Annotated in this window: 23 protein-coding genes; 9 read left to right on the top strand and 14 right to left on the bottom strand. The window is 71.6% G+C overall.

What is annotated here, in order from left to right:
* Nucleotides 1–6: 6 nt before the first annotated feature.
* On the bottom strand, nucleotides 7–222 hold the full coding sequence (locus tag H7965_RS06625; RefSeq protein ID WP_186769763.1) for a CBS domain-containing protein: 216 nt from the start codon (nucleotides 220–222) through the stop codon (nucleotides 7–9).
* 135 nt (nucleotides 223–357) lie between these two features.
* Here H7965_RS06625 and H7965_RS06620 point away from each other — a divergent pair, with 135 nt between their 5' ends.
* From H7965_RS06620 to H7965_RS06605, 4 genes are all read left to right on the top strand, one after another.
* Nucleotides 358–1,215: a LysR family transcriptional regulator gene (locus H7965_RS06620; RefSeq protein WP_186769762.1), complete on the top strand. Its 858-nt coding sequence runs from the start codon at nucleotides 358–360 to the stop codon at nucleotides 1,213–1,215.
* Nucleotides 1,216–1,347: 132 nt separating this feature from the next.
* Nucleotides 1,348–2,184, top strand: a complete 837-nt coding sequence (locus H7965_RS06615; RefSeq protein ID WP_186769761.1) for an XdhC family protein — start codon at nucleotides 1,348–1,350, stop codon at nucleotides 2,182–2,184.
* Nucleotides 2,181–3,140 carry a 5-formyltetrahydrofolate cyclo-ligase gene (locus H7965_RS06610; protein WP_229682490.1) on the top strand — a complete coding sequence of 320 codons (960 nt, stop codon included), beginning with the start codon at nucleotides 2,181–2,183 and terminating at the stop codon, nucleotides 3,138–3,140. Before H7965_RS06615 ends, H7965_RS06610 begins: the two co-directional genes overlap by 4 nt.
* Entirely contained in the window at nucleotides 3,137–3,598 is a 462-nt protein-coding gene (locus tag H7965_RS06605) for a PAS domain-containing protein (protein ID WP_186769760.1), read from the top strand. Before H7965_RS06610 ends, H7965_RS06605 begins: the two co-directional genes overlap by 4 nt.
* A 277-nt stretch (nucleotides 3,599–3,875) precedes the next feature.
* Here H7965_RS06605 and rnk read toward each other — a convergent pair whose 3' ends face one another.
* The 3 genes from rnk to H7965_RS06590 form a co-directional block, all read right to left on the bottom strand.
* Nucleotides 3,876–4,808: a nucleoside diphosphate kinase regulator gene (rnk, locus tag H7965_RS31675; RefSeq protein WP_186769759.1), complete on the bottom strand. Its 933-nt coding sequence runs from the start codon at nucleotides 4,806–4,808 to the stop codon at nucleotides 3,876–3,878.
* A gap of 445 nt (nucleotides 4,809–5,253) precedes the next feature.
* Nucleotides 5,254–5,649, bottom strand: a complete 396-nt coding sequence (locus tag H7965_RS06595) for a group III truncated hemoglobin (protein ID WP_186769758.1) — start codon at nucleotides 5,647–5,649, stop codon at nucleotides 5,254–5,256.
* A 19-nt stretch (nucleotides 5,650–5,668) separates the two neighbouring features.
* Nucleotides 5,669–5,821 (bottom strand): hypothetical protein, encoded by a 153-nt coding sequence (locus H7965_RS06590; RefSeq protein ID WP_186769757.1) that lies wholly within the window; start codon nucleotides 5,819–5,821, stop codon nucleotides 5,669–5,671.
* A gap of 66 nt (nucleotides 5,822–5,887) precedes the next feature.
* Between H7965_RS06590 and H7965_RS06585 the strand changes: the two genes are divergently transcribed.
* From H7965_RS06585 to H7965_RS06575, 3 genes are all read left to right on the top strand, one after another.
* The gene (locus H7965_RS06585; RefSeq protein ID WP_229682491.1) at nucleotides 5,888–6,334 is read left to right on the top strand and encodes an Rrf2 family transcriptional regulator; all 447 of its coding nucleotides are present in this window, start codon (nucleotides 5,888–5,890) and stop codon (nucleotides 6,332–6,334) included.
* Nucleotides 6,335–6,699: 365 nt separating this feature from the next.
* Nucleotides 6,700–7,677: a tripartite tricarboxylate transporter substrate binding protein gene (locus tag H7965_RS06580; protein ID WP_186769756.1), complete on the top strand. Its 978-nt coding sequence runs from the start codon at nucleotides 6,700–6,702 to the stop codon at nucleotides 7,675–7,677.
* A gap of 124 nt (nucleotides 7,678–7,801) precedes the next feature.
* On the top strand, nucleotides 7,802–8,842 hold the full coding sequence (locus tag H7965_RS06575; RefSeq protein ID WP_186769755.1) for a S1C family serine protease: 1,041 nt from the start codon (nucleotides 7,802–7,804) through the stop codon (nucleotides 8,840–8,842).
* A 125-nt stretch (nucleotides 8,843–8,967) separates the two neighbouring features.
* Here H7965_RS06575 and H7965_RS06570 read toward each other — a convergent pair whose 3' ends face one another.
* The 9 genes from H7965_RS06570 to H7965_RS06530 form a co-directional block, all read right to left on the bottom strand.
* On the bottom strand, nucleotides 8,968–9,738 hold the full coding sequence (locus H7965_RS06570) for an enoyl-CoA hydratase/isomerase family protein (protein ID WP_186769754.1): 771 nt from the start codon (nucleotides 9,736–9,738) through the stop codon (nucleotides 8,968–8,970).
* A gap of 77 nt (nucleotides 9,739–9,815) precedes the next feature.
* Entirely contained in the window at nucleotides 9,816–10,814 is a 999-nt protein-coding gene (locus H7965_RS06565) for a Bug family tripartite tricarboxylate transporter substrate binding protein (protein ID WP_186769753.1), read from the bottom strand.
* Between the two features lie 256 nt (nucleotides 10,815–11,070).
* A complete protein-coding gene (locus tag H7965_RS06560) occupies nucleotides 11,071–12,252 on the bottom strand; it encodes a 3-hydroxybenzoate 6-monooxygenase (protein ID WP_186769752.1) in 1,182 nt (393 codons plus the stop codon).
* A complete protein-coding gene (locus H7965_RS06555; protein ID WP_186769751.1) occupies nucleotides 12,249–12,935 on the bottom strand; it encodes a substrate-binding domain-containing protein in 687 nt (228 codons plus the stop codon). The genes H7965_RS06560 and H7965_RS06555 overlap by 4 nt, the downstream gene beginning before the upstream one ends.
* A gap of 290 nt (nucleotides 12,936–13,225) precedes the next feature.
* Nucleotides 13,226–15,391, bottom strand: a complete 2,166-nt coding sequence (locus tag H7965_RS06550; RefSeq protein ID WP_186769750.1) for a xanthine dehydrogenase family protein molybdopterin-binding subunit — start codon at nucleotides 15,389–15,391, stop codon at nucleotides 13,226–13,228.
* On the bottom strand, nucleotides 15,388–15,849 hold the full coding sequence (locus H7965_RS06545; RefSeq protein WP_222440492.1) for a (2Fe-2S)-binding protein: 462 nt from the start codon (nucleotides 15,847–15,849) through the stop codon (nucleotides 15,388–15,390). Before H7965_RS06545 ends, H7965_RS06550 begins: the two co-directional genes overlap by 4 nt.
* 273 nt (nucleotides 15,850–16,122) lie before the next feature.
* Nucleotides 16,123–16,842 carry a pyridoxine 5'-phosphate synthase gene (locus H7965_RS06540; protein ID WP_186769748.1) on the bottom strand — a complete coding sequence of 240 codons (720 nt, stop codon included), beginning with the start codon at nucleotides 16,840–16,842 and terminating at the stop codon, nucleotides 16,123–16,125.
* Nucleotides 16,842–17,828, bottom strand: coding sequence for a 4-hydroxythreonine-4-phosphate dehydrogenase PdxA (pdxA, locus tag H7965_RS06535; RefSeq protein ID WP_186769747.1), 987 nt, complete (start codon nucleotides 17,826–17,828; stop codon nucleotides 16,842–16,844). The genes H7965_RS06540 and pdxA overlap by 1 nt, the downstream gene beginning before the upstream one ends.
* A gap of 50 nt (nucleotides 17,829–17,878) precedes the next feature.
* Nucleotides 17,879–18,538: a lectin gene (locus tag H7965_RS06530; RefSeq protein WP_186769746.1), complete on the bottom strand. Its 660-nt coding sequence runs from the start codon at nucleotides 18,536–18,538 to the stop codon at nucleotides 17,879–17,881.
* A gap of 203 nt (nucleotides 18,539–18,741) precedes the next feature.
* Between H7965_RS06530 and H7965_RS06525 the strand changes: the two genes are divergently transcribed.
* On the top strand, nucleotides 18,742–20,034 hold the full coding sequence (locus H7965_RS06525; protein ID WP_186769745.1) for a DUF4214 domain-containing protein: 1,293 nt from the start codon (nucleotides 18,742–18,744) through the stop codon (nucleotides 20,032–20,034).
* Between the two features lie 142 nt (nucleotides 20,035–20,176).
* On the opposite strand, the gene H7965_RS06520 is transcribed toward H7965_RS06525, so the two are convergent.
* Nucleotides 20,177–20,644 carry an Lrp/AsnC family transcriptional regulator gene (locus tag H7965_RS06520; RefSeq protein WP_186769744.1) on the bottom strand — a complete coding sequence of 156 codons (468 nt, stop codon included), beginning with the start codon at nucleotides 20,642–20,644 and terminating at the stop codon, nucleotides 20,177–20,179.
* Between the two features lie 213 nt (nucleotides 20,645–20,857).
* Between H7965_RS06520 and H7965_RS06515 the strand changes: the two genes are divergently transcribed.
* Nucleotides 20,858–24,298 carry an indolepyruvate ferredoxin oxidoreductase family protein gene (locus tag H7965_RS06515; RefSeq protein ID WP_186769743.1) on the top strand — a complete coding sequence of 1,147 codons (3,441 nt, stop codon included), beginning with the start codon at nucleotides 20,858–20,860 and terminating at the stop codon, nucleotides 24,296–24,298.
* Nucleotides 24,299–24,321 lie beyond the last annotated feature (23 nt).

The following is a 24,321-nucleotide window of genomic DNA, read 5'->3' as shown; positions in this document are numbered from 1 at the left end:
CCCCGCTCAGGCCAGGCCGGCCGGCACCGCCGCTCCGGCCGGCGGCGCGCGCAGCAGATCGCCCCGGCTGACGATGCCGAGCACGCAGCCACCGGCGCCGACGACCGGCACCGCGGAGATGCCACGCTCGCACAGCAGCAAGGCAATCCTGATGACAGGCAGTTCCGGCGGGACGGTCACCACATCGGCCGTCATCACCTCCCACACCCTCCGCTCGCGCATTGCCGGATCCCTCCGTGCGTGCCGGATCGTGCCGCCGGCAGCCAGCAGGATGATGCGGCTGCAATTTCCAGCAGACAAACGACATTTATTAACGCTTCAATGCGGCTTTTCCGTATCCACCCGAGAGGAGGTTCCGTGGACATCGAACTGGCCCGTACCTTCCTCGCCATCGTCTCCGCCGGCAGCTTCATCCGCGCCGCGGAGCGGCTGCATGTGAGCCAGACCACGGTCAGCGCCCGGGTCCGCACGCTGGAGGATCAGCTCCGCCGGCCGCTCTTCATCCGCAGCAAGGCCGGGGCCTCACTGACCCCGGCGGGGGAGCAATTCCTGCGGCATGCGCCGGCCCTGGTGCAGCTCTGGGAACGCGCCCGCCACCAGGTCGCGGTGCCGGAGGGCAAGCGGGCGGTGCTGGCGATCGGCTGCGAGCTGAGCCTCTGGGACCCGCTGCTGCTGCGCTGGCTGCTGTGGATGCGTCGCTCGGCGCCGGATGTGGCGCTGCGGGCGCATGTCGGAGTGCCGGAGCTGCTGGTGGAGCAGGTCGCCGAGGGCATCGTCGACATCGGCGTTGTCTACGCCCCCCGCTACCGCGCCGGCCTCCGGGTGGAGCTGCTGGCCGAGGAAAGGCTCGTCATGGTACGGACGCCTTGTGCCGAGGGCGGTGACTACGTCCAGGTGGAATGGGGGCCGGACGTCGCGCTGCAACATGCCAAGGCCGCCACCTGCCAGGGCGACCCGGCGCTGGTGGTGGACCTCGGGCCGCTCGGCCTCGACTACATCCTCGCGGCCGGCGGGGCGGGATATTTCCGTCATGGCGCGGTCCGGTCGCACCTGGCCAATGGCCGGCTGCAGCGCGTCGCCGAGGCGCCGGAATACCCCTACCCGGCCTATGCGGTGTTCAGCGAGAGTGGCGGCCCGCTGATCCGCGATGCGCTCAGCGGGCTGCGACAGGTGGCGCGGCTGGAGGAGACCGATCCAGCAGAAATTCCGCAGTGAACCACCAATAAATTTCGTTTGTCCGACCCGGTGCCCGAGGCCAGCCTCCCCTTGAGCAGATGGCCGGAAGGCGTGACCCGGCTTTGAAACACCGGACCAAGCCGGTCGGCCAGCGGGAGCAGGACAGGACATATGCGTGGCGGCACCGATCTGCCCGAACTCATGCAGGCCCTGCGGCTGCGGCGGGAACCCCATGCCACCGCCACGGTGGTCGAGGCCACCGGCTCCACCTCCGCCCATCCGGGCGACAAGGCGCTGCTCAATGCCAAGGCCGAGGTGCTGGCCGGCTGGGTCGGCGGCGGCTGCGCCGAATCGGCGGTCCGCCAGACCGCGGCGGAATGCCTGGCCGATGGCGTGCCACGCCTCATTGCGCTCGACCTGGACGACGAGGTGCTGGGCACCGGCATGCCCTGCGGCGGCAGCATGCGGGTTTTCGTCGAGCCGGTGCTGCCGCCGCCGGCGCTCTGGCTGCTCGGCCATGGCCGGATCACCGAGGCGCTGTGCCGCTTCGGCGCGGCCCTCGGTTTCCGGGTGATCGTCGACGACACCCCCGCCCCCGACCCCGCCGCCTATCCAGACGCCGCCGAGTTGATCGGCGATGACGATGATTACGCGCGGCTCGACCCCGCTGCCGGCGATGCCGTGATCATTGCCACCCAGCACCGCGGCGACCACATTTCCTCGGTGCGCGCGCTGCGCTCCCCCGCCGGCTATGTGGCGATCATCGCCAGCCGCAAGCGGGCCGGGCTGATACGGGATTTCCTGCGCGGCGAGGGCTTCACCGCGGCGGAGCTGGCGCGGCTGCGGGCGCCGGCCGGGCTCGACCTCGGCGCGCGGACGCCGGAGGAGATCGCGCTCTCGGTGCTGGCCGAGATCACCATGCTGCGGCGCGGCGGCAGCGGCCGGCTGCTGCGCGACACTGGCGCAGCGGCCAAGGCGCCGGCCGAGGCCGGGGGAGGCGCGGGATGAACGGGGCTGAAGCGAAGGCGCGGCCGATGATCGCCACGCCGGAGGAGGATCCCAACGCGACCGTCGCGTGCAGCTCGCCGCCCTGCTTCCTGCACGAGCTGGATCCCGGCTACCTCGGCTATCTGCGGCAGGAGGAGGTTGCGGCGCTGCTCAGGGCGCTGCTCGCTGTGCCTTGGCCTGATAGCCAGCGGGACATGCTGCGGCGGCATCTTGCCGCGCTGCCGGCTGGGCCCGCCGAGGCCGGACCGCTGGACGTCGCGCCCGCCGCCCTCGCGCGCCGGCTGCGGGACGCCCTGCCGCGGCTGTACGACCATGCGCTGCGGGATGAACTGCAAGCCTTGCCTGATTTGCTGGAAAGCCGGGCTTCCGGCTGGGATGCGATACGCCGCTGGCGCAAGGCGCAGCGGGAGGCGCTGCTCGCAAACCGCCTCGCCATTCCGCGTGAGGCACGGGAGGGGCTGGACGCCGCCATCACCGCGCGGCTCGGCCCCTGGCTGCCGGCTGCCGGCGCCGGACCCATCGGCTTCTACTGGCCGTTCAAGGGCGAGTACGACCCACGCCCGCTGATGCATGCGCTGCACCGGCAGGGGGTGCGGCTGGCGCTGCCAGTGGTGGTGGCCAAGGCGCAGCCGCTGGTCTTCCGGGAATGGTGGCCCGGCATCCGGATGGCGCCCGGTGCCTGGAACATCCCCGCGCCGGCCGAGGGCGGGCCGGCGCTGCCGGCGGCGCTGGTGGTGCCGCTGCTCGGCTTCGACGAGCAGGGCTACCGGCTCGGCTATGGCGGCGGCTATTACGACCGCACCCTGGCCGTCTGGCCGGAGCGGCCGCTGGCGATCGGCGTCGGCCATGAGCTGGCCCGGCTGGAGACGATCCAGCCGCAACCGCATGACATCCCCATGGACATGATCGTGACCGAGCAACGCGTGATCCGCGCCAGCGCGAGGCCGCGCCGATGAACACCCCCTCCTTGCCGGAAGCGGCGCTCGACCGGCTCGGCCGCGCGGTGCTGGCGACGCCCGCCGAGGCCATCATCGAGGCCGACCCCGGCGGCCTGATCCGCTTCTGGAACCCGGGCGCCGAGCGGCTGTTCGGCTTCACCGCCGCCGAGGCCCTCGGCCAATCCCTCGACCTCATCATCCCGGAGCCGCAGCGCACCCGGCACTGGACGGGCTACCATCAGGTGATGCAGACCGGGGAGAGTCGCTATGGCCTTGGCGACATCCTCGCGGTGCCTGGGCTGCGCCGCGACGGCAGCCGGATCTCGCTGGAGTTCACCATCGTGCCGCTGCGCGGGGCGGATGGCAGGATGGAGGGGATGATCGCCATCCTGCGCGACGTGTCCCGCCGCTTCGAGGAGCTGCGGCAGCTCCGGCGAGAACTGGCCGCGCTGAAGCCCCAGCCGGCGACCGGCTAGGGTGGTTTCACTCGCCCCGGCTTACGGTAACCACCCTGGCCTTTTGTTCGAGCGGGCAAATTGCTCCGATTGGGCGACTCCGCCTGACCGGAGATTGCTATAGCTGCGGCCTTCCAGCGATCTGATCCAGAGTGAACTCCTTTCAGCCGGCCAGGCTGAATGGAGCGATTTGCCCACAAGGACATAGCAGCCAGGAAGCAGGCTCATCACTCATCCCGGGCGTCGACGCCCGGGATGAGGTTGCTCCGGAGCGGGCCGTCGCAGCGCGAAGCCGCGCTCAGCTGACGAGCGCGCCGGCCTTGCGGCCGTCCACATCCGGCGGCGGCTGCACCTGCAGCACTGACAGGCGGCGCAGCCGGCCATCCTGGGTCGGCCAGTCGATCGCCTGGCCCGCCGACAGCCCGATCAGCCCGGCCCCGACCAGGGAGAGCACCGAGATGCGGCCCTCGGCCAGGTCGGCGCCGCCCGGCAGCACCAGCTGCACCTGGCGGGTCGCGCCGGTCGCGGAATCGCTGAACTCGACCTGCGAGCCGAGGGTGACGACGGCGGCGGGCAGTTCACCCTCCGGCACCAGCTCGGCACGGTCGGCCTCCTCCAGCAGCAGGCGGGCGACCAGCGGGTTCTTCCGCTGGCTGACCTCGGCCAGTGCGACCAGATGCGCATAGCCCTCATCGGACATCAGCAATGGCGGGCGCAGGGCCGCCTCCCTTCCATCGGTCATCGGTGCGTTCCTTTGCTCAGTGCTGAAAACGGCCGCCGGGTGCTGATCGACCAGCAGCAGGCGCAGGGCCTGCGCCCGCCCGTCCGGCCCGGTCGCCTCGACCCATTGTCCGGCCTCGGCGCCGAGCAGCGCCATGCCCTGCGGCGTCAGCACCGACAGGGTGCGGTCGTCGGCGGCATGCTCCTCCGGCAGGACCAGGATGCGGGACTGCCAGGCCTCGCCCTCGGCGGCGAAGGTCACCCGGGCGCCCAGCACCGCCACCGCGGGCGACAGATCGTCCTGTGGCACCACGCGGCAGCGGCTCAGCCACTCGGCCAGCGCCCCTTCGCCCAGGGTACCGGACCGCGGCGCGCTGTGGGCCAGCGCCTTCAGCCGCGAATAGTCACGCGGCCCCAGCACCGGCACGGCGTCCGGGTCCGGCGCCGGCAGGACGTCCGACGGGGCCGGCAGATCGCGCGGAAGTTCGGTGTGTGGATCGGTGATGGACACGGTGCGAAGCATCCTTAGAAACCGGTCCCGGCGCCTGCGGTCCAGGCATCCGGCAACACGGCCCAAAAATGAAATGGGTGCCCGATAGGTGCCTGGCAGTCGGGCGGCAGCATCAGGGGTGTGATGGCGGAGGCGCGGTGCCGCCCGCCTGCGCGGCGTGCGGCTACGACGGAACAGGATTCTCCGATGGAGTATCCCCCGGGTTCAGGCAGGCGCCGGACGCGCACCACCCCGACCCGGGGCTAGACGCCCGTGATCAGACTGCCCGCGTGAGCGAGGCGACGGTGGAATGTCACAAGGATCAACATCGTACCGTAGGGATCGCATCCTTGGCAGGCTTCGGCAAGTCACGGCATCGTGCCATGGCGCGACGCGGTGCGCTGCAGCGCTGTCCTGTCGCCGGGTTATCGGGCCCTGCCGCCATGCTGCCCGCCGCATGGCCGCATCAGCCGGCCGCAGTCCGTACCGGGGGCAGGCGATCGAACAGCCCCATTTGCAGGCTGCGGGCGATGCGCTGCGCACGTTCCTGGAATGCCGCTGCGAGCGGTTCCGGGAAGAGCTCGGTGCAGGTCGTGTCGAACAGCGCGAGCCAATCGGCGAAGAGCGCCGGCGTCAGCCCGGGCAGCCGCAGGTGCACGCTGTAGGGGTCGCCGTGATAGGCGCCGCTGCGCAGCATCACCGACGACCAGAATTGCCGCAGCCTGGCGAGGTGCCGGTCCCAGGCGGCTTCCGACTCGCCGATGGCGGCGTGGAAGACCGGGCCGAGCGACGGGTGGGCGCGGACGCGGCCGTAGAAGCGCTCCACCAGCAGGGCGATCTCCGCTTCGGTGATGTCGGTCATGAACTCGGGCCTTGGCGCGTCAGATGAAGGGCAGCACGGCGAGCACCGCCACCAGGTTCCACACCAGCATGTTCACCAGGATGCGCAACATGGTGCGGCTGTCGGGATCGGCGATGTGCAGCGCATCGCTGAGCAGGTTGCCGGGCAGGAGGAACAGCTGGAGCGGACTCACGGGCGCCCGTTAAGATGTAAACATCATACATCTTATAAGGCCGAGGCTTGTAAAGCAAGATTTACCATGCATCTTTTGGCCATGCGCCTCACCGCCCTGACCGACTTCTCCCTCCGCATGCTGATCCACCTCGCGCTGCGGCCGGACGGTCGCGCCACCATCGCCGAGGTGGCTGCGGCCTACCGCATCTCGGAGAACCATCTGATGAAGGTGGCGCATCTCCTCGGGCAGGCCGGCTACGTGACCACCCTGCGCGGCCGCGGCGGCGGGCTGAGCCTGGGACGGCCGGCGGCGGAGATCACCGCCGGCGAGGTGGTGCGGCGGGTCGAGCCGGACATGGCTCTGGTCCCCTGCTTCGCCGGCGCCGACTGTGCCATCCTGCCGGCCTGCCGGCTCAAGCAGACGCTGCACCAGGCGCGCGAGGCCTTCCTCGCGGTGCTGGACGCGACCACCATCGCCGAGCTGGCGCAGCCCGCGCCGGCGCTGCGCGAATTGCTCGGGATCGCCGCGTGAACCGACCTCCCTCGCCTGCAGAATGGCTGTGCCGCCGGGACGTCCGTTCGCGCTGGCAGGCTGCGGAAGAATGGCGATGCGCGCCCATTTCCGCCATGCGCGGGCTTGACCGGCGCATCCATATGTTCGGCAGAAGCCGCTTACTAACGGATGACCGGGTCAAGCCCGGCCCCGACGAGGAGGCGGCGGGCACGAGCGTTGTCCGCGCTTCTCCGCAGTCTGCCAGGGCAGACTCCGAGCTGGCTGAATTACCGGATCGGAGTAATTTGCTCGTCCAAACAAGACGACTGGAGCAGTTCCGTGAGCCAAGGCGAACGGAACCGCTCTAAACTCCACGCCATAAGCAAGAACACAGGGAGGACTCCATGGCCCACCAATACCCCGGGCGCCGCGGGCTGCTGGCCCTGGCGGCCGTGCCGGCGCTCGCCGCCCCACGCCTTGCCCGCGCGCAGCAGGACCAGGGCCGGCCGCTGACGATGGTCGTGCCCTACCCGCCGGGCGGCACCTCCGACCTCGCGATCCGCCCGCTGGTACCGCGGCTGAGCGAGCTGCTCGGCCAGACGGTGGTGATCGAGAACCGCGCCGGCGCCGGCGGCAGCATCGGCGCCGAGGTGGTCGCCCGAGCCCGGCCGGACGGCTTGACCCTGCTGGCCTTCCCGACCGCGGTGCTGACCATCAGCCCGCACATCATGTCCCTGTCCTACGACCCGGCTACCGCCTTCACCCCCATTTCGATGAGCGCGGTCGCCTACGGCATCGTCGTCGCCCACCCGTCGCTGCCCTTCCGCGACGTCGCCGGGCTGGTGGCGCATGCCAAGGCCCACCCTGGCGAGCTGCGCTTCGGCTCGGCCGGCAATGGCACCATCACCCAGCTCTCCGGCGAGATGTTCGCCGAGGCCGCCGGCATCCGGCTGGAGCACGTGCCCTATCGCGGCTCGGCACCCTCGCTGACCGACCTGCTGGCGGGGCGGATCCAGCTCCTGTTCGACCCGGTGGCGATCCCGGCAATCGTCGAGGGCAGGCTGACCGGCATTGCCACCATCGGCGAGACCCGCAACCCGCAGCTGCCGGATGTGCCGACCCTGCGGGAGGCCGGGCTGGCAAAGGCCGAGGCAATGCCCTGGTTCGGCATCGCCGCCCCCGCCGGCATCGCGCGGCCGGTCGTCGACCGGCTGACCGGGGCGCTGCAGACCGCCCTGGCGGCGCCAGAGGCGGCGCGGGCGATGGCGCCGATGGGGCTGATGCCACGGTTCGAGGCCGGCGAGGCCTTCGCCAGCCGCATCCACCGGGAGCGTGAAATGTATGGCGCGGTGGTGCGGCGGATCGGGGCGCGGGCGGGGTAGCCTGTGCGGCACGACGAAACGGTCATCGGCCGGTTCGCTGGCATGAGGGCCTCTGAAGGTGCCGAGGTTCAGGGTCACTGGGGGTGATTGAAACGCCAGCGGGATTGGTCGACATCTCGCCGGCATGAAGTACCTTCCCCTCGCCCTGCTGCTGCTGATCGCCGCCCCGGCCGCGGCCGAACCGCAGCCCTTCCGCGTCACCAACCGCACCGGCGCCGATGCGACGGCGCTTTATGCGGTGCGCACGCCGCGCGGCGCGGAGGGGTTATGGGGAAATAACCTGCTCTCCCCCGACCGGCCGCTGCGCCCAGGCGCGGGCTTCCGCGTCAACCCGAACGAAGCGGCCGGCTGCCGCTTCGACCTGCGGCTGGTGCTGGCCGATGGGCGCGAATCCGTGCTGCGCGACCAGGACATCTGCGTGGCGCGGGAATTGGTGCTGGACCAGGCGGCGCTGCCCCGCCCGGCCCTGGGCGCCGCGCCGGTGCCGCCCGCCCCCGCGGTGCCGCAGCAGCGGCCGAACACCGGCGCCCGCAACGTCTCGACCGGCACCGGCTTCCTGGTGGCGGCGGATCGCGTGCTGACCAACCAGCATGTGGTCGGTGGCTGCGACCGCATCGTCATGCGCGCGCCGGACGGCCGCTGGCTGGGGGCGGTGCCGCCGGCGCGGGTGGATGCGCAGCTCGATCTGGCGCTGCTGGCGGTGCCCGGGCTGCCCGGCCCGGCGCTGGCCTTCCGCAGCACGCCGGAGGTCCGCCGTGGCGAGAGCGTGGTGACCTATGGCTTCCCGCTGGCTGGGGTCCTCTCCTCCGACCCCAAGCTGACCGAGGGAGTCATCAGCGGCCTGGCCGGGCTGGCCGACAACCAGGCGCAATTCCAGATCAGCGCCGCGGTGCAGCCGGGCAATTCCGGCGGGCCGCTGCTGGACCGCCAGGGCAATGTGGTTGGCGTCGTCGTCTCCAAGCTGAATGCGCAGCGGCTGGCGCGGGTCACCGGCGACATCGCGCAGAACGTCAATTTCGCGGTGAAGGGCGCGGCAGCGCTGGAGTTCGTCCGCCGCGCCGGGCTGCAGCCGCGGATCGCCCCCAGCCAGGATCCGGACCGCAGCACCGCCGACATCGGCGAGGTCGCCCACCGCAGCACGCTGTTCATCCGCTGCGAGCGATAGCGGGATGCGGAGGGGCGTGACCGTCCCCGACCCGTCATGGCCGGGCTTGACCGGCCATCCAACCCACTGTCGCCACAACGAAAATGGCTACACGGGTCAGGCCCGTGCATGATGTGGCGGCGCAGCTACTCCTCCGGCCCGGTCTGCTCCATCAGCGCCAGCCCTTCCATCGCCAGGCCGTAGCCGAGCAGATCCTGCATCCGCTTCCGCAGGTATTCGGTGAACATCAGCCGTGTGTAGCGCAGCAGCAGGGTCGGCTTCTGCGCCAGCGCCTCGGCGTGTTCCCAGGCGCGGGCCAGCACCTTGTCCGGCGGCAGCACCTCCGCCACCAGACCGAGCTCCTTCGCCTCCTGGGCGGACAGCGTCTGGCCGGTTAGAAGGAAGTAGCGGCCGCGGTTCATGCCCATCAGCAGTGGCATGACGATGTGCATGCCGTCACCCGGCAGCATGCCGGACATGAAATGCGCCGAATCCTGGAAGGCCGCGGTGTCGGAGGCCAGCACGATGTCCGACAGCAGCGGGATCTCGCAATGCCGCCAGGCCGGGCCGTTGATGGCGGCGATCACCGGCACCTCGATATTCAGCAGGTTCATCAGCAGGGCACGGCCTTCCCAATGCACCCGGTCATAGGCGTTGGCGGTGATGCCCTGGGCCAGGGACCGGGTACCGGCGGTGGCGCGGATGCCGGAGAATTCCTCGCCCGTCCCGGTCAGGATCACCACGCGGTTATCGCGGTCGCGCGCGATGTCGGCGAAGGCGTCGGGCAGTTCGCCATGCGGCACCAGACCCCAGCGCAGTGGTCCGTCATCGGTGTGCAGCCGCACTTCAAGGATGCCGTTCTCACGCCGCATCCGGATGCAGGAGTATCTCGTGGCGTAGCTGTCGAAGCGGCTCATGGTCCTGGCCCTCCCGCGATTGCATGTCACTGCCCTCAGTCTGCCATCCCCGAGCCGCCGGCGTCAGCGAGCCCGGCTCATTCCTTCGGAATCCCCGCCTCCGCCACGATCCGCTCCCAGAGCGCCAACTCCCGCCGGGTGAAGGCCTCCAGCGCCTCCGGCGTGCTGGTCGTGGAGGTGACGCCCATGGCGGCGGCGAAGCGCTTCGCCTCGGCGCTTTCGCCGATCGCAACGATCTCGCGGTTCAGCCGGGCGATGATCGGCGCCGGGGTCCGCGCCGGCATCCACACCGCATTCCAGGAGGCGAAATCGTAGCCGGCCAGCCCGCCCTCCTGCATCGTCGGCACATCGGGCAGCAAGTCGATCCGCTGCGGCGTGGTCACCGCCAGCGCCCGCAGTGTGCCGGCGCGCAGATGCGTCACCGCCGGGCCGAGGTCGACCACCATGAAGTCCAGCCGTCCGCCGAGCAGGTCGGTGATCGCCGCCGGCGTGCCGCGATAGGCGATCTGCTCGCCGCGGATGCCGGTGGCCTGGCGCAGCAGATGCGTCCCCCCGATGCCGCCGGCATTGCCGATGCCGTAATTCAGCGGGTTCTCCGCGCTCCGCGCCCGGGCGATGAACTCCTGCAGGGTGCGCGCCGGGAAATCCGCCCGCACCAGCAGCGCCAGGGCGTTGATGGTGATGAGCGAGACCGGCGCGAAATCCTTGATCGGGTCGAAGCCCGGCTCACGCAGCAGATTCGGGTTGGCGGCATGGGTGGAGACCGTGCCGAAGAACATGGTGGTGCCATCCGGCGCTGCGCGTGCCGCGGCGCGGGTGGCGATGACGCCGTTCGCCCCGCCCATGTTCTCCACCGGCACCGGCTGGCCGAGGGCGCGCGTAAGCCGCTCGCCATAGAAGCGCGCCAGGGAGTCGGTGCCGCTGCCGGCGGGGAAGGCGACCAGGGCACGCAGCGGACGGGTCGGCCAGGCGATGTCCTGCGCCGCGGCGGCGCGCGGCGTCGTCAGCCGGCCGAGAGCCGGCGCGGCGGCGAGCAGCGCCAGGCCCCGGCGCGAGAGAGCAGAAGCATGGGTCATGGGGTTTCCGGCATTCCCTTCGCTTGGGGCGCGGGCGGAGCCTGCGCCGGGGTTTCGCCGATGCTGCCAGCCCATGACCGGCCTGGCCAGGGCAGCGCCTGCCCGGGCAACCACACTCACGGGCGGCGCGGCCGATCAACCGGCCCTCGTTCGTCATGCGCCGCGCCTTGCGCGACCGGCGGGCACCGGTCGCGGCCTCGGCATGAATGGAACAGTCATGCCGCCGGTAGGAGCCCCGGCCTGACAGTCGCAGAGGTCAGCCCGGCTCCCCCGGCCAGCGCGGACGGTCGTAGAGCCAGGCCATGCCCTCCCGCGCCGTCGCCGGGTCGCGCCCGGCCAGCCATTGGTCGCGCAGCTCCGCCCGCACCCCCGCCGCATGATAGATCTCGCCGAAGATGCGGGCCGTGGTCTGCACCCGGCCGGTGCGCAGCACCCGCTGCGCCTCGTATTCCGCCAGCGCCCGCGGGATGTCGCCATGCAGGGCGAGCTGGTCGGCGAGGCAGACCGCATCCTCCAGCGCCATGTTCGCGCCCTGCGCCAGATACTGCAGCATCGGATGCGCCGCGTCGCCCAGCAGCGCCACCCGCCCCTCCGACCAGCCGCGCTGCGGCTCGCGATCGCAGAGCACCCAGAAGCGCCAGGCGTCGATCTTCCCGAGCATCGCCCGCACCTCCGGCCGCGTGCCCGCGAAATGCTCCCACAGCAGGGCGGTGTCGCCGGCCTGGTCCCAGCCCTCCTCGTAGCGGTCGGAGTGGAAGACGGCGACAAGGTTCATCAGCTCGCCCCGGCGCAGCGGGTAATGCACCAGATGCAGCCGCGGCCCGGCCCAGAGCTGGACGATGTTGCGCGGAATACCCTCAGGCACCTCGGCCATCGGCAGCACCGCGCGATAGGCAATGTGGCCGGAGACGACAGGCGGGCCGTCACCCAGGAGTTGCGCGCGGATGCGGCTCCAGAGTCCGTCGGCACCGACCAGCGCGGCGCCGCGCACCGGCCCACCCGATTCGAAGCGCAAGGTCACCCCCGCCGCATCCTGCTCGTAGCCGGTGACGGTGCGGCTGGTCTCGAGCGAGACGCCGGGCGTGGTGCGGCAGGCGGCGAGCAGCGCCTCCAGCATGTCGCCGCGATGGATGACGGCGTAGGGGTTGCCATAGCGCGCCGGCATGCCTTCCAGCGGGATGCGGGCGATCTCGTGGCCATGGATCGCGCAGCGCATCACCAGCGCCTTGGGGAAGGCCGCCTGCGCCTCCATGGCGGCGCGCACGCCGAGGCGGTCGAACATGCCGAAAACATTGGGGCCGAGCTGGATGCCGGCGCCAAGCTCGCGGAATTCGGCACCACGCTCGAACAGCCGCACCGGATGGCCGGCGCGCGCCAGTGCCAGCGCGGCGCCAAGCCCGCCGATGCCGCCGCCGGCGATCAGAATCGGCTCGCTCATGTGGGTTCCGCCAGGGTGCTCGGGTGGAACAGCGCCTCCGCTGCCATCCTATCGGCCACGGCGTAGCGGATCATCGCCTCCATCTCGGTGCAATTGCGGGCGAAGCCATAGGGCCAGGGGTTGCCGCCCATGATTGCCGCCTGCTCGGCATAGGCATTGGCGATCCAGGGCAGCGAGACCCGCAGCACCTTGGTCAGCTGCAGCTCCGCCAGCGACAGCGCGCGCGCCTTGCAGAAGGCGCGGTGCAGTTCCACCGGCAGCCAGGGGCGGCGCCCCGCCACATCCTTCCGCACCGCCAGGCAACGCATGATGGGGAAGAACCCCGTCGCCCGGTGCCAGGCGATCTCCTCCGCGTGCGTGTCAGGCCGGAGCCGGGCGACCGGGGCGGGGCCGTCCAGCAGACAGGCGGGCGGGCGCGTGGCGGCCAGCGCATCGACGCGACCGGAAGCCAGGGCCTCTGGCAGGCCCTCGCCCTGTGGCCTCACGTCGAAGCCCGGCGGCAGGGTGATCGGCATCCGCTCCCCGCCGGTGCGCCAGGCGATGCGGCGCGTGTCGGCCCCGTAGTGCTCCCGCAACATGCCGCGGACCCAGAGGGCGGCGGTCTGCTGGCATTCCGGCAGGCCGATGGTCTTCCCCGCCAACTCGGCCGGCGTGCGGATGCCGCGGGAGAGGAAGACGGGCACGCCGACATAGGGGCTGTCGCCGCGTGCCGTGCTGACGATGTGCGAACCCTTGGAGAGTTCGGAGATTTCGGAGGCGCGGTCGCGCAGGGCGCGGCGGAAGATGCCCCCCGGCTCTCCCGGCAGCGCCGTGAGACGGATGCCCGGATGCTGATGCCCTCATCCAGGATCGGCCGGGCCCGATCGCTGAGCGTGCAGGCAAGCGTGATGCTGATCGTCATGGCCAACTCATGGCTTCCAAAAACCTTCCGGCCTCTGGCGGAGCGGGCACGAGAGGGGCGGCGCCCCTCTCGTCAGAGGTTATCCGGCGTAAACGGCAACCGCGAGGGCCGCACACCCAGCGCGTCGGTGATGGCATTGCCGATGGCCGCGATGGTCGGCGCCATGCTGGCTTCACCGGCGCCGAGGAAGGGCTGCTCCGGCCGGTCGATGAACGCAACCTCCACCCGCGGCACCTCGGAGAAGCGGAGGATCGGGTAGTCCTCCCAGCTGTCGCTGGTGACGCGGCGGCGGTCGAAGCGCACCTGCTCCAGCAGCGCGACGCTGGTGCCGTGGATGGCGCCGCCCTCGTACTGGTTGGCGACACCATCCGGGTTCACCACCTCGCCGACATCGCCGGCGATCCAGAGCCTTCGGCAGAACACCCGCTCGCACGCCTCCACCTCCGCCACCACGGCGGCCCAGCCGCCGAGGTTCTTGTAGCGCGCCATGCCGAGGCCAAGGCCCCATCCCTCGCGCTTCACCCGCTTCGCCCAGCCGGCCATCTCCGCCACGCGGGTCAGCACCGCGGCGGCGCGCCCGTCGTCCAGGTGGCGCAGCCGGTAGTCGAGCGGATCGGCGCCGGCCTGCCCGGCCAGCTCATCCATCACGCTCTCGATCGACCAGACGTTCAAGGTGGCGCCGAGTCCGCGCAGCGCGGAGGCGCGGATCGGCATCTCCAGCAGCCTCGTGGTGGCGATGTCCATGCCGGGAATGCGGTAGAGCGGCACGCCGTTGCGCGGCGCCCCGCCGCCGCCGGACATCGGCGGGTTGATGCTGGGCTTCACCGGGAAAGGCTCGGCCAACATGGAGGCCGAGAGCAGGGTCGGCTCCGGCGCCCGGCCGGGGCGGGAGGAATGGCCGTTGCTGATGATGTGGCTGCGCCAGCCCACCAGCGTGCCGGTGGCGTCGGTGCCGGCCTCGATCTCCACCAGCATGCCGGGGGAGAAGGGCGACCAGCCCAGCTCCTCCGCCCGGCTCCACAGCAGCCGCACCGGCACGCCGGGCACCGCCCGCGCCGCCAGCACCGCATCCAGCGCCACGTCGTCGGCGCCGTTATGGCCGTAGCAGCCGGCACCTTCCATATGGCGGACGGTGATGCGCTCCGCCGGGCATTTCAGCGTCTTCGCCAGATCGGCGCGGAGGTTGTAGGGGCCCTGGCTATGGCTCCAGACCTCCACGCTCCCGTCCTGCCAGCGCGCCACGGCGCAGGAAGGGGCGATGGAGGCATGGGCGATGTAGGGCCGGTGGAAGCTGCGCTTCAGCCAGCGGGTGACGCCGGCGGCGGGGTCGCCGCGTTGCACGACGGCGCTGCGCTCGCCGCGCGCGGCGGCCTCGCGCAGCCAGTCGGGCAGGGTGGTGGCCTCCGGCAAAGTGTCGCGCTCCGCCCATTCGGCGCGGGCGGCGAGGCGGGTCGCCGCCGCCTCCGCATCCCATTCGGTGGCGGCGAGAACGGCGAGGAAGCTGCCGTCGCGCACCACCCGCGCCTCGCCTGGCAGCGGGCCATCGCGCAGCATGGTCAGTACCGCGCCGCGCGACGGCGGGCGGACCACGCGGGCGTGCAGCAGGCCCGGCAGGCGCAGGTCATGGACGTAGCGCGCCGCGCCGAAGACCTTGTCCGGCAGGTCGATGCGCGGCACGGAGGTGCCGGCGATGCGTCGTGCCGAAGCGGGCTTCGGCGTGACCTCGGGCGGCGCCTCGGTCTCCAGCAGCGCAGCATCGGCCAGTGCCCAGTAGCTGCCGATCTCCCCGGCCGGGCCGTGGAAGATGCCATCCTCGATGGTGATGTCCTCGACCGGGATGCCGGTGCGCTGCGCCACCACCTGCAGGAAGATCGCCCGCGCCGCGGCGCAGGCATGGCGCATCGCGCTGCCGCTGTCCTGGGTGGAGAGGCTGCCGCTGGTCACGCCCTCATCCGGGCTGTCCGGCGTCGCCGCGGCGCGGGCGGTGACGCGGGTGAAATCCACGTCCAGCTCATCGGCGGCGATCTGGCTGAGGGTGGTGAGAATCCCCTGCCCCAGCTCCACCTTGCCGGGGGTGATGGTGACCTTTCCATCGGCATGAAAGCCGAGCCAGTGCGACAGAAGGCGGTTGCCGTTGAGGCTGCCGGGCAGCGTCGGCGCCCCCGGCGGCGGCGCGGCGGTGACGGCGGCGAAGCCGCTGCCCTGGGGCGAGGCGCCAGGCTCCTTCGCCGGGCTCATGCCGCCATCTCCCGCGCCGCGCGGCGCACCGCGCGAATGATCCGGTTGTGGCTGCCGCAGCGGCAGAGGTGCGGGTCGAGGGCGGCGCGGATCGCCGCCTCATCCGGGGCGGGATCCCGCGCCAGCAGCGCCGCGGCGCTGACCAGGATGCCGGAGAGGCAGTAGCCGCATTGCCCAGCCTGCTCGGCCAGGAAAGCCGTCTGCAGCGGGTGCGGCGCGTCCGGGGTGCCGAGGCCTTCCACTGTCGTCACCGCCCGTCCGACAGCGGCCGCGACGGAGAGGGTGCAGGCATAGGCAGGCTTGCCATCCACCAGCACCATGCAGCTGCCGCATTGCTCGTCGCCGCAGCCGAAGCGGGGGCCGGAGAGTCCGGCGGGGCCGCGTAGCGCCTGCAGCAGCGATGCCTCGGACGGCACGTCCAGCGCCACCGCCGCGCCGTTCAGGGTGAATTCCACCATGCCGCCCCTCCGTATTTTGGGGCGGAGCATCCCGTGCCCGGCGGACGGCGGCAAGCCTCGGCAAGGCCGCGAAGGAATCCGCTGCCGGGCGTGAACGCCACCACAACCCCTCATGGCCGGGCGTGGCCCGGCCGTCCCAGGTCGTTGGCTTTCCGCCGGCATCGGAGGCGCGGGCCAAGCCCGCGCCTGACGTGTGGGGTGCGACCACCGTTCTTCCACGCCCTGTTGGAGCGGACCGCCGGAGGGCGGTAACGCCCGCGGGCGTGGAGGCAGCTACCCGCGGGCTTCGGTGATCAGCCGGCGGAAGCGGTGCACCACGCTCGGCAACCCCTCGAAGATGCTCTGCGAGATGATGAAATGGCCGATCGAGACCTCCGCCACCTGCGGCATGGCGGCGATCGGGCCGATGGTGTCATAGGTCAGCCCGTGCCCGGCATGGCAGGCGAGGCCCGCCGCCGCCGCCGCCGCCGCCCCGGCCTTCAGCCGTTCGAGCTGCGGCGCCCGGGCCGCCGGCGTGGCATCGGCGTAGGTGCCGGTATGCAGCTCGATCGCCTGGGCGCCGAGCCGGGCGGCGGCCTCGATCTGCGCCGCATCGGCCTCGATGAAGATCGAGACCTCGATGCCGGCGCCGGCCAGACGCTTCACCGCCTCGCCGAGGGCGGGGCCGCTGCGCAGCACGTCGAGCCCGCCTTCGGTGGTCAGCTCGGCGCGCTTCTCCGGCACCAGGCAGCAGGCCGGCGGCTTCAGGCGGAGGCAGATGCCGACCATCTCCTCGGTCGCCGCCATCTCGAAATTCAGCCGGGTGGCAACCTCGGCCGAGATGCGTTCCACGTCGCGGTCGCGGATGTGGCGGCGGTCCTCGCGCAGATGCACGGTCACCCCATCGGCGCCGGCCCGCACCGCGCAGCGGGCGGCCTCCACCGGACAGGGAAAGGCGCCGCCGCGGGCGTTCCTGAGGGTGGCGACGTGGTCGACATTCACGGAGAGGCGCATCAGACGAAACCCTTCTGGCGATGGCCCGCGATCTCGGCGGCGAGGCGGAGGGCGGCGATCAGGCTGGCCGGGTCGGCCCTGCCGGTGCCGGCGATGTCGAGGGCGGTACCGTGGTCCGGGCTGGTCCGCACGATGGACAGGCCGAGCGTCACATTCACCCCGCCCGCCATGTCGAGTGTCTTGATCGGGATCAGCGCCTGGTCGTGATAGAGGCCAAGCGCCACATCGTAGCCCGGCCGCGCCTTGGCGGTGAACATGGTGTCCGGCGGGATCGGGCCACGGGCGTCGATCCCCTCCGCCCGCAGCGCGGCGACGGCGGGGGCGACGATGTCGCGGTCCTCGGTGCCGATGGTGCCATCCTCCCCGGCATGTGGGTTGAGCCCGGCGATGGCGAGGCGCGGCGCGGCGATGCCGAAGTCCCGGCGCAACCCGGCGGCGGTCAGCCGGGCCACCTCGGCGATCAGCGCGGGGGTGAGCCGGGCGATGGCCTGCTTCAGCGGCTCATGGATGGTCACCGGCACGACGCGGAGCTCGGGGCAGGCCAGCAGCATCACCGGCGGCACGCCGGTGCCGGCGATCTCGGCCAGGTATTCGGTATGGCCGGGATGGGCGAAACCGGCGGCGTAGAGGGCGGATTTCTGGATCGGATTGGTCACCACCCCGGCGGCTCGGCCGGCCCGGGCCAGCGCCACCGCCTCATCGATCGAGGCGATCACCGCCGGGGCATTGGCCGGATCGATCCTGCCGGGCACGGCGGGGCGCGGCAGCGGCCGGTGCAGCACCGGAAGCGCCTGCCCGAAGACCGCCGCCGCCTGCTCCGGCGCCTCGATGCGCCGCACCGGGCCGGGAATGCGGCTGGCGTCGTCGATCAGCAGGAAGACCGGGCCGGTGGCGCGCAGCGCGGCCCAGGCGCCGGCGGCGATCTCGCCGCCGATACCGGCCGGCTCGCCCATCGTCAGCGCCAGCGGGAGCCGTTCAGGGGGCATGGGGGTGTCCATGCCCCCGATGTAGTCGCGCGCCGCCCGGCGCGTAACCGTCAATCCGCGGCGAAGCAGTAGAACAGCCCGGCGCCGCCGGTGCTGCGCAGCGCCGACAGGTCGCAGCCGCGCGAGACGTGCGAGGAATTCCATGACCGCGCGGCGGCATCGTCGCGCAGCCCGATGCGGTCGCTATGGCCGACCATGGCCGCGCCCTCCCCGCCGCTGGTCCAGTCGCGGCAGGTGCGGTCCTCGGTGCCGGTGAAGGCGGTGCCGTCGGCCTGGCTGCCGGTGAGGATGTCATGGTCGTTCGGGGTGTCCCCGCGGCCGTTCACCACCGTGCCACGCTCGGTCAGCGCGGTCTGCTTGGTCAGCCCGGCGGCCTGGCCATGCAGCTCGGCGAGGTCCTGGGCGATGACCTCGCCCTTCGCGTTGCGCCAGGGGCCGCGGCCGATGCGGTCGCGGGCGTTGACGCCGGTGGCGCTGAGGTAGGCACGCCAGCTCCGGGTGCCGGCACCGACCGCGGCGGCGAGGTTGCGGCAATGGGCATCCGCCCCGGCGAGGCCACCGAGATCGCCGCCACGGCCGGGATTGGCGCTGGTGACGAAGAAGCTCATCTGCGGCGAGGCCTGGGCCGGCTGGGCCGGGGCCTGGGCGATCGCGGGGCCGGCGCCCAGCGTCAGGGCCAGCAGCGCCGCCGCCATCGGTCGTGCAACCATCCTGTCCTCCCATCGGGGTCTTGTCCCGGTCGCCAGCTTACGCCGGATGCCATGGCCGCGGTCCAACATCGAACCGGTGAAGGCACAACGTCTCGCCAGCCAATCCACCTCCATCCTCGTTTCGTCTCAAAAAGACGAACATAAGGGATTCTTCAGCCTTTGCGCAGTTCCATGGACGTGGTGCAGCGGGATGGAGTGCGGCAATGCGAATGGTGACGGCGACGGGTTCCCTGCCGGCTTCCATGGCCGAGAACAGCCGCCTGGGCGACTGGGTGGGCACCTTGGCGCTGGCCGGCGACCTCGCCGGGCTGACCGGCATCGAGGCGATCGGCCCGCATGGGCTGTATGTCTCGGTGCGCTGGGATGCCGCCCTCAGCCTCGCCTTCGTCAGCCCCGGCGCGCTGGCGGATTTCGAGAGTTTCGGCGGGGCCATGCCGCGGCTGGCGTTCGCGCTCCGGCTCAACTACGCCGACGGCACGATGCTGGACCTGCCGACCACCTATCAGGTGACGGTGCTCGACCGCGACGACACCGCCCCCACCGCGCTGCGCTTCGCCACCGGCGGCGCCGTCACCGCTGGGGCGATCGGCGCCGTCATCGGCACGCTGGCGGTGACCGACCCGGATACCGACGGCCCCTTCACCTTCACCTTTGCCGAGGCGGACGCCTGGCGCTTCGAGGTGGTGGGCAACACGCTGAAGCTGCGCGACGGCATCAGCCTCGGCCTCGACGAGGCGCCTTTGCATCCATTGGTCATCGAGGTCTCGGACGGACGGCAGAGCGCCGCCTTCACCCTCGACCTCACCGTCCGCACGCCGGAGGAGCAGCAGACGGTGATTCCGCTGCTGCAGCCGGGCGAGACGCAATCCGGCTTCAGCCTGGATGGCGACACCCAGGCGACGGCGCTGCGCGAGGCCCGCCAGGTGGTGGCGGGGAACGCCTATGGCGGCGGGGTGGTGCAGCTGGTGCTGGGGACCGGGACCGAGGTGTGGCTCGGGGGGGTGGAGCGGCTGGTGCTGGCCGATGGCTATGTGGAGTTCACCGCGGATGGGGTGGCGGCGCGGGCGGCGGCGCTGCAGGTGGCCCTGCACGGCGGCGAGGCCGGCGGGGCGGCGCTGGCGCAGCATGCGGGCGAGGCCGAGGCGGGGATCGGCTGGGTGGAGATCGCCGCGGGGATGGCGCCCGGGCCGGGGGCGATGCTGGGCGATGCCGACTACGTCGCGCTGCTGTTCCAGGAGATGCTGGACCGCGCCCCGACCGCGGCGGAGCTGGCGCTGCACGCCGGCCGCCTTGCCTCCGGCCTCTCCCGCGCGCAGCTCGCGGTGGACGTGGCGATGAGCCCGGATGCGCTGGCCTTGCAGGCGGCGGAGAACGAGGCCGGCTACTGGGCCTTCCAGCCGCCCGGCAGCGGCGCGGCCTGGCGCTCCGACCCCGGCGGGCTTGGCACCGGCGGCGGCGCGGGCGGGCAGGCGACGGACGGGGTTTGGGTGATGTAGCGGGGGCGTGGGGGAGTTGGGGAAGGCGGTCATGCCCCAGCTCGACCGGCCATCCCTAGCCCTGAGGCTCCCGCGCAAGAGGATGCACGAAGCAGGTCCACGCATGACGGGGGAGGAGCACCCGGCTCGCGCTGGTGCCCTGCTAGGGGGCTGGGGTCCAGCTCTGCTTCAGGCTGCGCAGGGTGAAGCTGGTGCGGGTGTGGCGGACGCCAGGCAAGCGGTAGAGCTTCTCCCGTAGCAGCCGTTCGTAGCCCGCGGTGCCGCCGACGGCGGCCTTGATCACATAGTCGTATTCGCCGGTGACCAGCCAGGCCTCGATCACTTCCGGCATCTCGGTCACCGCCTGCTCGAAGCGGCGCAGGCTTTCCTCATCGTGGCGCTCCATCATCACCTCGATGATGACCGTGTCGGGCAGGCCGAGGCTTTGCTGGTCGAGGATGGCGACATAGCCCTTGATCACCCCCGCCTGCTCTAGCCGCTTCACCCGCGTCCAGCAGGGCGAGGGCGAGAGGCCGACCTGCTCGGCCAGCTCGGCATTGGTCAGCCGGGCGTTGCGGTGCAGGGCGCGCAGGATGCGGCGATCGATGGCGTCGAGGCGGGGGGCGTCCATGGCGCATGCTAGACCGGCGTCGGGACCCGGTGATACCTGCCGTGTGTCCGGCCTTCAGCAGCAGATGCTTCCGTCCCTTCGGCGGTGCACAACGAACAACGGCAGAAAATCCTTGTAAACCCGGCGCATTCTTCCAGCCTCGGCAGGGTTGCCTGGGGCTTGTCCCCGGCGGTTGCCCGCCCGACATTGAACGTCCGGGTCCGGAGACAGAACATGGGCAGCATCCAACGCCCCGACGCTACGCTGGAAGACCGCTGGGAAAAGGCGGGCGAGACCCTGCTGCTGACCGGGATCCAGGCGCTGGTCCGCCTGCCGCTGGTGCGACACCAGTTGGACCAGGCGTTGGGCTGGAATACCGCCGGCTATATCAGCGGCTACCGCGGCTCGCCCCTCGGCACCTATGACCTTCAGTTGCAGAAGCAGGCGAAGCGGCTGGCGGAGGCCAATGTCGTCGTCCGCCCGGCGCTGAACGAGGATCTGGCGGCGACCGCCATCTGGGGCACCCAGCAGGTCGCGCTCTATGGCGCGCAGAAATTCGATGGCGTCTTCGGCATCTGGTACGGCAAGGGGCCTGGTGTGGACCGCAGCGGCGATGCGCTGCGCCACGCCAACAGCGCCGGCACCGCGCCGCGCGGTGGCGTGCTGGCGCTGGCCGGCGACGATCCTTCCTGCAAATCCTCCACCATCACCTCCGGCTGCGAATATTCCTTCATGGATGTCGAGATGCCGGTGCTCGACCCCGCCGGTGTCACCGAGATCCTCGACTACGGGCTGAAGGCGCTCGACATGTCGCGCTTCGCCGGGCTCTGGGTCGGGATGAAATGCGTCGCCGAGACGATGGACGGCGCCGGCACGGTGCTGGTGGACCCCGCCGCCTACTCCAGCGTGCTGCCAGAGTTCAGCTTCCCGCCCGATGGCGTGCACATCCGCCTGCGCGACCATGCGATTCCGCAGGAGCAGCGGCTGCGCCAGGTGAAGCTGCCGGCGGCACTGGCCTTCGCCCGCGCCAATGGCCTCAACCGGATCGTGGTGGACAGCCCGCGCGCCCGCTTCGGCATCGCCGCCCGCGGCCGCGGCTACGCCACCTTGCGGCAGGCGCTGCACGACGCCGGCATCACCGATGAGATCGCCCGGATGGCCGGCCTCCGCATCTGGAAGGTCGGCCTCGCCTGGCCGCTGGATGCGATCGGCGCACGGGAATTCGCCCATGGGCTGGAGGAGATCCTGGTGGTCGAGGACCGCCGCCCGGTGATCGAGCCGCAGCTCCGCGACGCGCTCTACCATGAGGTGACCCACCCACGGATCACCGGCAAGCGCGACGAGCAGGGCAACCGCCTGCTCTCGGACCTGACCGAGCTCGACACCGGCGCGGTGCTGCGAGCGCTGGCCGCGCGGTTGCCGGAGGCGCTGCAGACCGAGCAACTGAAGGCGCGCATCGCCCAGCTTGATGCGCTGGCCGGGCTGCAGCCGGCGCCGGTGCATGACCGCACGCCGCATTTCTGCCCAGGCTGCCCGCACAACACCAGCACGCGCGTGCCGGAAGGCAGCCACGCGATGGCCGGTATCGGCTGCCACACCCTGGCGATCTACATGGACCGGCAGACCGATCTCTATACGCATATGGGCGCGGAGGGCATGCCCTGGCTCGGCATGGCGCCCTTCGTCTCCGAGAAACATATGTTCGTGAATATCGGCGACGGCACCTATGCCCATTCGGGCGCGCTGGCGATCCGCCAGGCCATCGCCGCCGGCGCCAACATGACCTACAAGATCCTGGTCAACAGCGCCGTCGCCATGACCGGCGGGCAGACCCCGGAAGGCGAGCTGGGCGTGCCTGAGATCGCCGCGCAGGTGGCGGCCGAGGGCGCGGCGAAGATCGTCGTCGTCTCCGACGATCCGACGCGGCACCAGGGCGATGAGCGGATGCCGAAGGGCATCGCCTACCACCACCGCCGCGACCTGGATGCGGTGCAGCGGGAGCTGCGCGAGGTCCCCGGCGTCACCGTGCTGATCTACGACCAGCAATGCGCGACGGAGCGGCGCCGCAAGCGCAAGCGCGGCACCCAGCCGCAGGCGGTGAAGCGCGTGGCGATCAACCCGCGGGTCTGCGAGGATTGCGGCGATTGCTCCCGCACCTCCAACTGCCTCGCGGTGGAGCCGATCGAGACCGAGTTCGGCCGCAAGCGCCAGATCGACCAGAGCGCCTGCAACCAGGATCTGAGTTGCGTCGAGGGCTTCTGCCCCTCCTTCGTCACCCTGGTCGGCGCCGAGCCGGTGAAGAAGCCGGTGCCGCAACCGGGCGAGGCGCTGCCCGAGCCGGTGCTGCCGGATGCCCGGGCCGATGAGCCGGCCTTCAACATCCTGCTCGCCGGCGTCGGCGGCCAGGGGGTGACGGCGCTTTCGGCCATCCTCGGCATGGCGGCGTATCTGGAAGGGCGGCCGTCGCGCTCGGTCGACATGCTCGGCCTCGCGCAGAAGGGCGGCGGCGTCTTCGCCCAGCTGCGCATCGGCCGCGCCGGCGCGGCGCCGGAGACGATCGAGGCGCCGCGCATCGGCATGGGCCAGGCGGATCTGCTGCTCTCGGCCGATATGGTGGTGGCGCAGGGGCGGACGGCGCGACCGCTGCTCGGCGCCGACCGCACCGCTGCGGTGCTGAATGCCGATCTGCAACCCACCGCGCAATTCGTGCTGAATACCGCGACGCGCTACGACCGCGACGGCATGCTCGCCAGCGTGCGCTCCGCCTGCCGGGAGGTGATCACCGTGCCCGGCGTGCAGGCGGTGGAGGAGGCGCTGGGCGACCTGATCTACCTGAACGTCTGGCTGCTCGGCATCGCCTATCAGCGCGGCCTCGTGCCCCTGAGCAGCGAAGCGATCAACCGCGCGCTGGAACTCAACGGCGCGCAGATCGAGCGCAACAAGGCCGCCTTCGCCCTCGGCCGCGCCGCCGCCCTGGCGCCGCCCGCCCCGGTGCGGCCGGAGGAGGAGGCGCTGGATGCGCTGATCGCCCGCCGCATCGCCGACCTCACCGACTACCAGAACGCCGCCTATGCCCGCGATTACGCCGATTTCGTCGCCCGGGTGCGGGTGGCGGAGCAGCGTGATGCGAATGGCGCCGAACGGCTGACCCGGGCGGTGGCGACGCAGCTCTACCGCCTCATGGCCTACAAGGATGAGTACGAGGTCGCCCGGCTGCACAGCCTGCCGGACTGGCAGGCCAGCCTCGCCGCGCATTTCACCGGCACGCAACGCGTCGAGCTGAACCTGGCGCCGCCGATCCTGGCGAAGCCCGATCCTGTCACCGGCGTGCCGCGCAAGATGGTCTTCGGCCCCTGGATGCTGAAGGCGATGGGGCTGCTGCGCCATGGCAAGCGGCTGCGCGGCACCGCCCTCGACCCCTTCGGCCGCACCGAGGAGCGGCGGATGGAGCGGGCGCTGATCGCCGAGTACCGCGCCGGGATCGAGCGGCTGCTGGAGCTGCTCTCGCCCGAGACCCATGCGCGGATCTGCGACTGGGCCGAGGCCGCCGCGGGCTTCAAGGGCTACGGCCACATCAAGGCGCGCAACGTCGCGGCGACGCAGGCGCGGATGGCGGAGCTGGAGGCGGCGGTGCTCAGCCCTTCGGAGCGCCCGGTCCTGGTGGCGGCGGAGTAGGCCCGCCGCCCCCGCCAGGGCGG

Source organism: Siccirubricoccus deserti (assembly GCF_014283215.1).
In the GTDB taxonomy this organism is placed as follows: domain Bacteria; phylum Pseudomonadota; class Alphaproteobacteria; order Acetobacterales; family Acetobacteraceae; genus Siccirubricoccus; species Siccirubricoccus deserti.
Note: the sequence above shows the minus strand (reverse complement) of the source record. Positions and strands in the feature narration are given on the sequence as shown.

What these genes read in the sequence shown, in the direction of transcription:
- H7965_RS06570 (WP_186769754.1), bottom strand. Translation starts at nt 9,738, where the DNA reads ATGAGCCGCTTCGACAGCTACGCCACGAGATACTCCTGCATCCGGATG.
- H7965_RS06550 (WP_186769750.1), bottom strand. Translation starts at nt 15,391, where the DNA reads ATGAGCCCGGCGAAGGAGCCTGGCGCCTCGCCCCAGGGCAGCGGCTTC.
- H7965_RS06610 (WP_229682490.1), top strand. Translation starts at nt 2,181, where the DNA reads ATGAACGGGGCTGAAGCGAAGGCGCGGCCGATGATCGCCACGCCGGAG.
- H7965_RS06515 (WP_186769743.1), top strand. Translation starts at nt 20,858, where the DNA reads ATGGGCAGCATCCAACGCCCCGACGCTACGCTGGAAGACCGCTGGGAA.
- H7965_RS06585 (WP_229682491.1), top strand. Translation starts at nt 5,888, where the DNA reads ATGCATCTTTTGGCCATGCGCCTCACCGCCCTGACCGACTTCTCCCTC.
- H7965_RS06545 (WP_222440492.1), bottom strand. Translation starts at nt 15,849, where the DNA reads ATGGTGGAATTCACCCTGAACGGCGCGGCGGTGGCGCTGGACGTGCCG.
- H7965_RS06625 (WP_186769763.1), bottom strand. Translation starts at nt 222, where the DNA reads ATGCGCGAGCGGAGGGTGTGGGAGGTGATGACGGCCGATGTGGTGACC.
- H7965_RS06530 (WP_186769746.1), bottom strand. Translation starts at nt 18,538, where the DNA reads ATGGTTGCACGACCGATGGCGGCGGCGCTGCTGGCCCTGACGCTGGGC.
- H7965_RS06580 (WP_186769756.1), top strand. Translation starts at nt 6,700, where the DNA reads ATGGCCCACCAATACCCCGGGCGCCGCGGGCTGCTGGCCCTGGCGGCC.
- H7965_RS06560 (WP_186769752.1), bottom strand. Translation starts at nt 12,252, where the DNA reads ATGAGCGAGCCGATTCTGATCGCCGGCGGCGGCATCGGCGGGCTTGGC.
- H7965_RS06595 (WP_186769758.1), bottom strand. Translation starts at nt 5,649, where the DNA reads ATGACCGACATCACCGAAGCGGAGATCGCCCTGCTGGTGGAGCGCTTC.
- H7965_RS06520 (WP_186769744.1), bottom strand. Translation starts at nt 20,644, where the DNA reads ATGGACGCCCCCCGCCTCGACGCCATCGATCGCCGCATCCTGCGCGCC.
- H7965_RS06605 (WP_186769760.1), top strand. Translation starts at nt 3,137, where the DNA reads ATGAACACCCCCTCCTTGCCGGAAGCGGCGCTCGACCGGCTCGGCCGC.
- H7965_RS06565 (WP_186769753.1), bottom strand. Translation starts at nt 10,814, where the DNA reads ATGACCCATGCTTCTGCTCTCTCGCGCCGGGGCCTGGCGCTGCTCGCC.
- H7965_RS06615 (WP_186769761.1), top strand. Translation starts at nt 1,348, where the DNA reads ATGCGTGGCGGCACCGATCTGCCCGAACTCATGCAGGCCCTGCGGCTG.
- H7965_RS06525 (WP_186769745.1), top strand. Translation starts at nt 18,742, where the DNA reads ATGCGAATGGTGACGGCGACGGGTTCCCTGCCGGCTTCCATGGCCGAG.
- H7965_RS06575 (WP_186769755.1), top strand. Translation starts at nt 7,802, where the DNA reads ATGAAGTACCTTCCCCTCGCCCTGCTGCTGCTGATCGCCGCCCCGGCC.
- H7965_RS06540 (WP_186769748.1), bottom strand. Translation starts at nt 16,842, where the DNA reads ATGCGCCTCTCCGTGAATGTCGACCACGTCGCCACCCTCAGGAACGCC.
- pdxA (WP_186769747.1), bottom strand. Translation starts at nt 17,828, where the DNA reads ATGCCCCCTGAACGGCTCCCGCTGGCGCTGACGATGGGCGAGCCGGCC.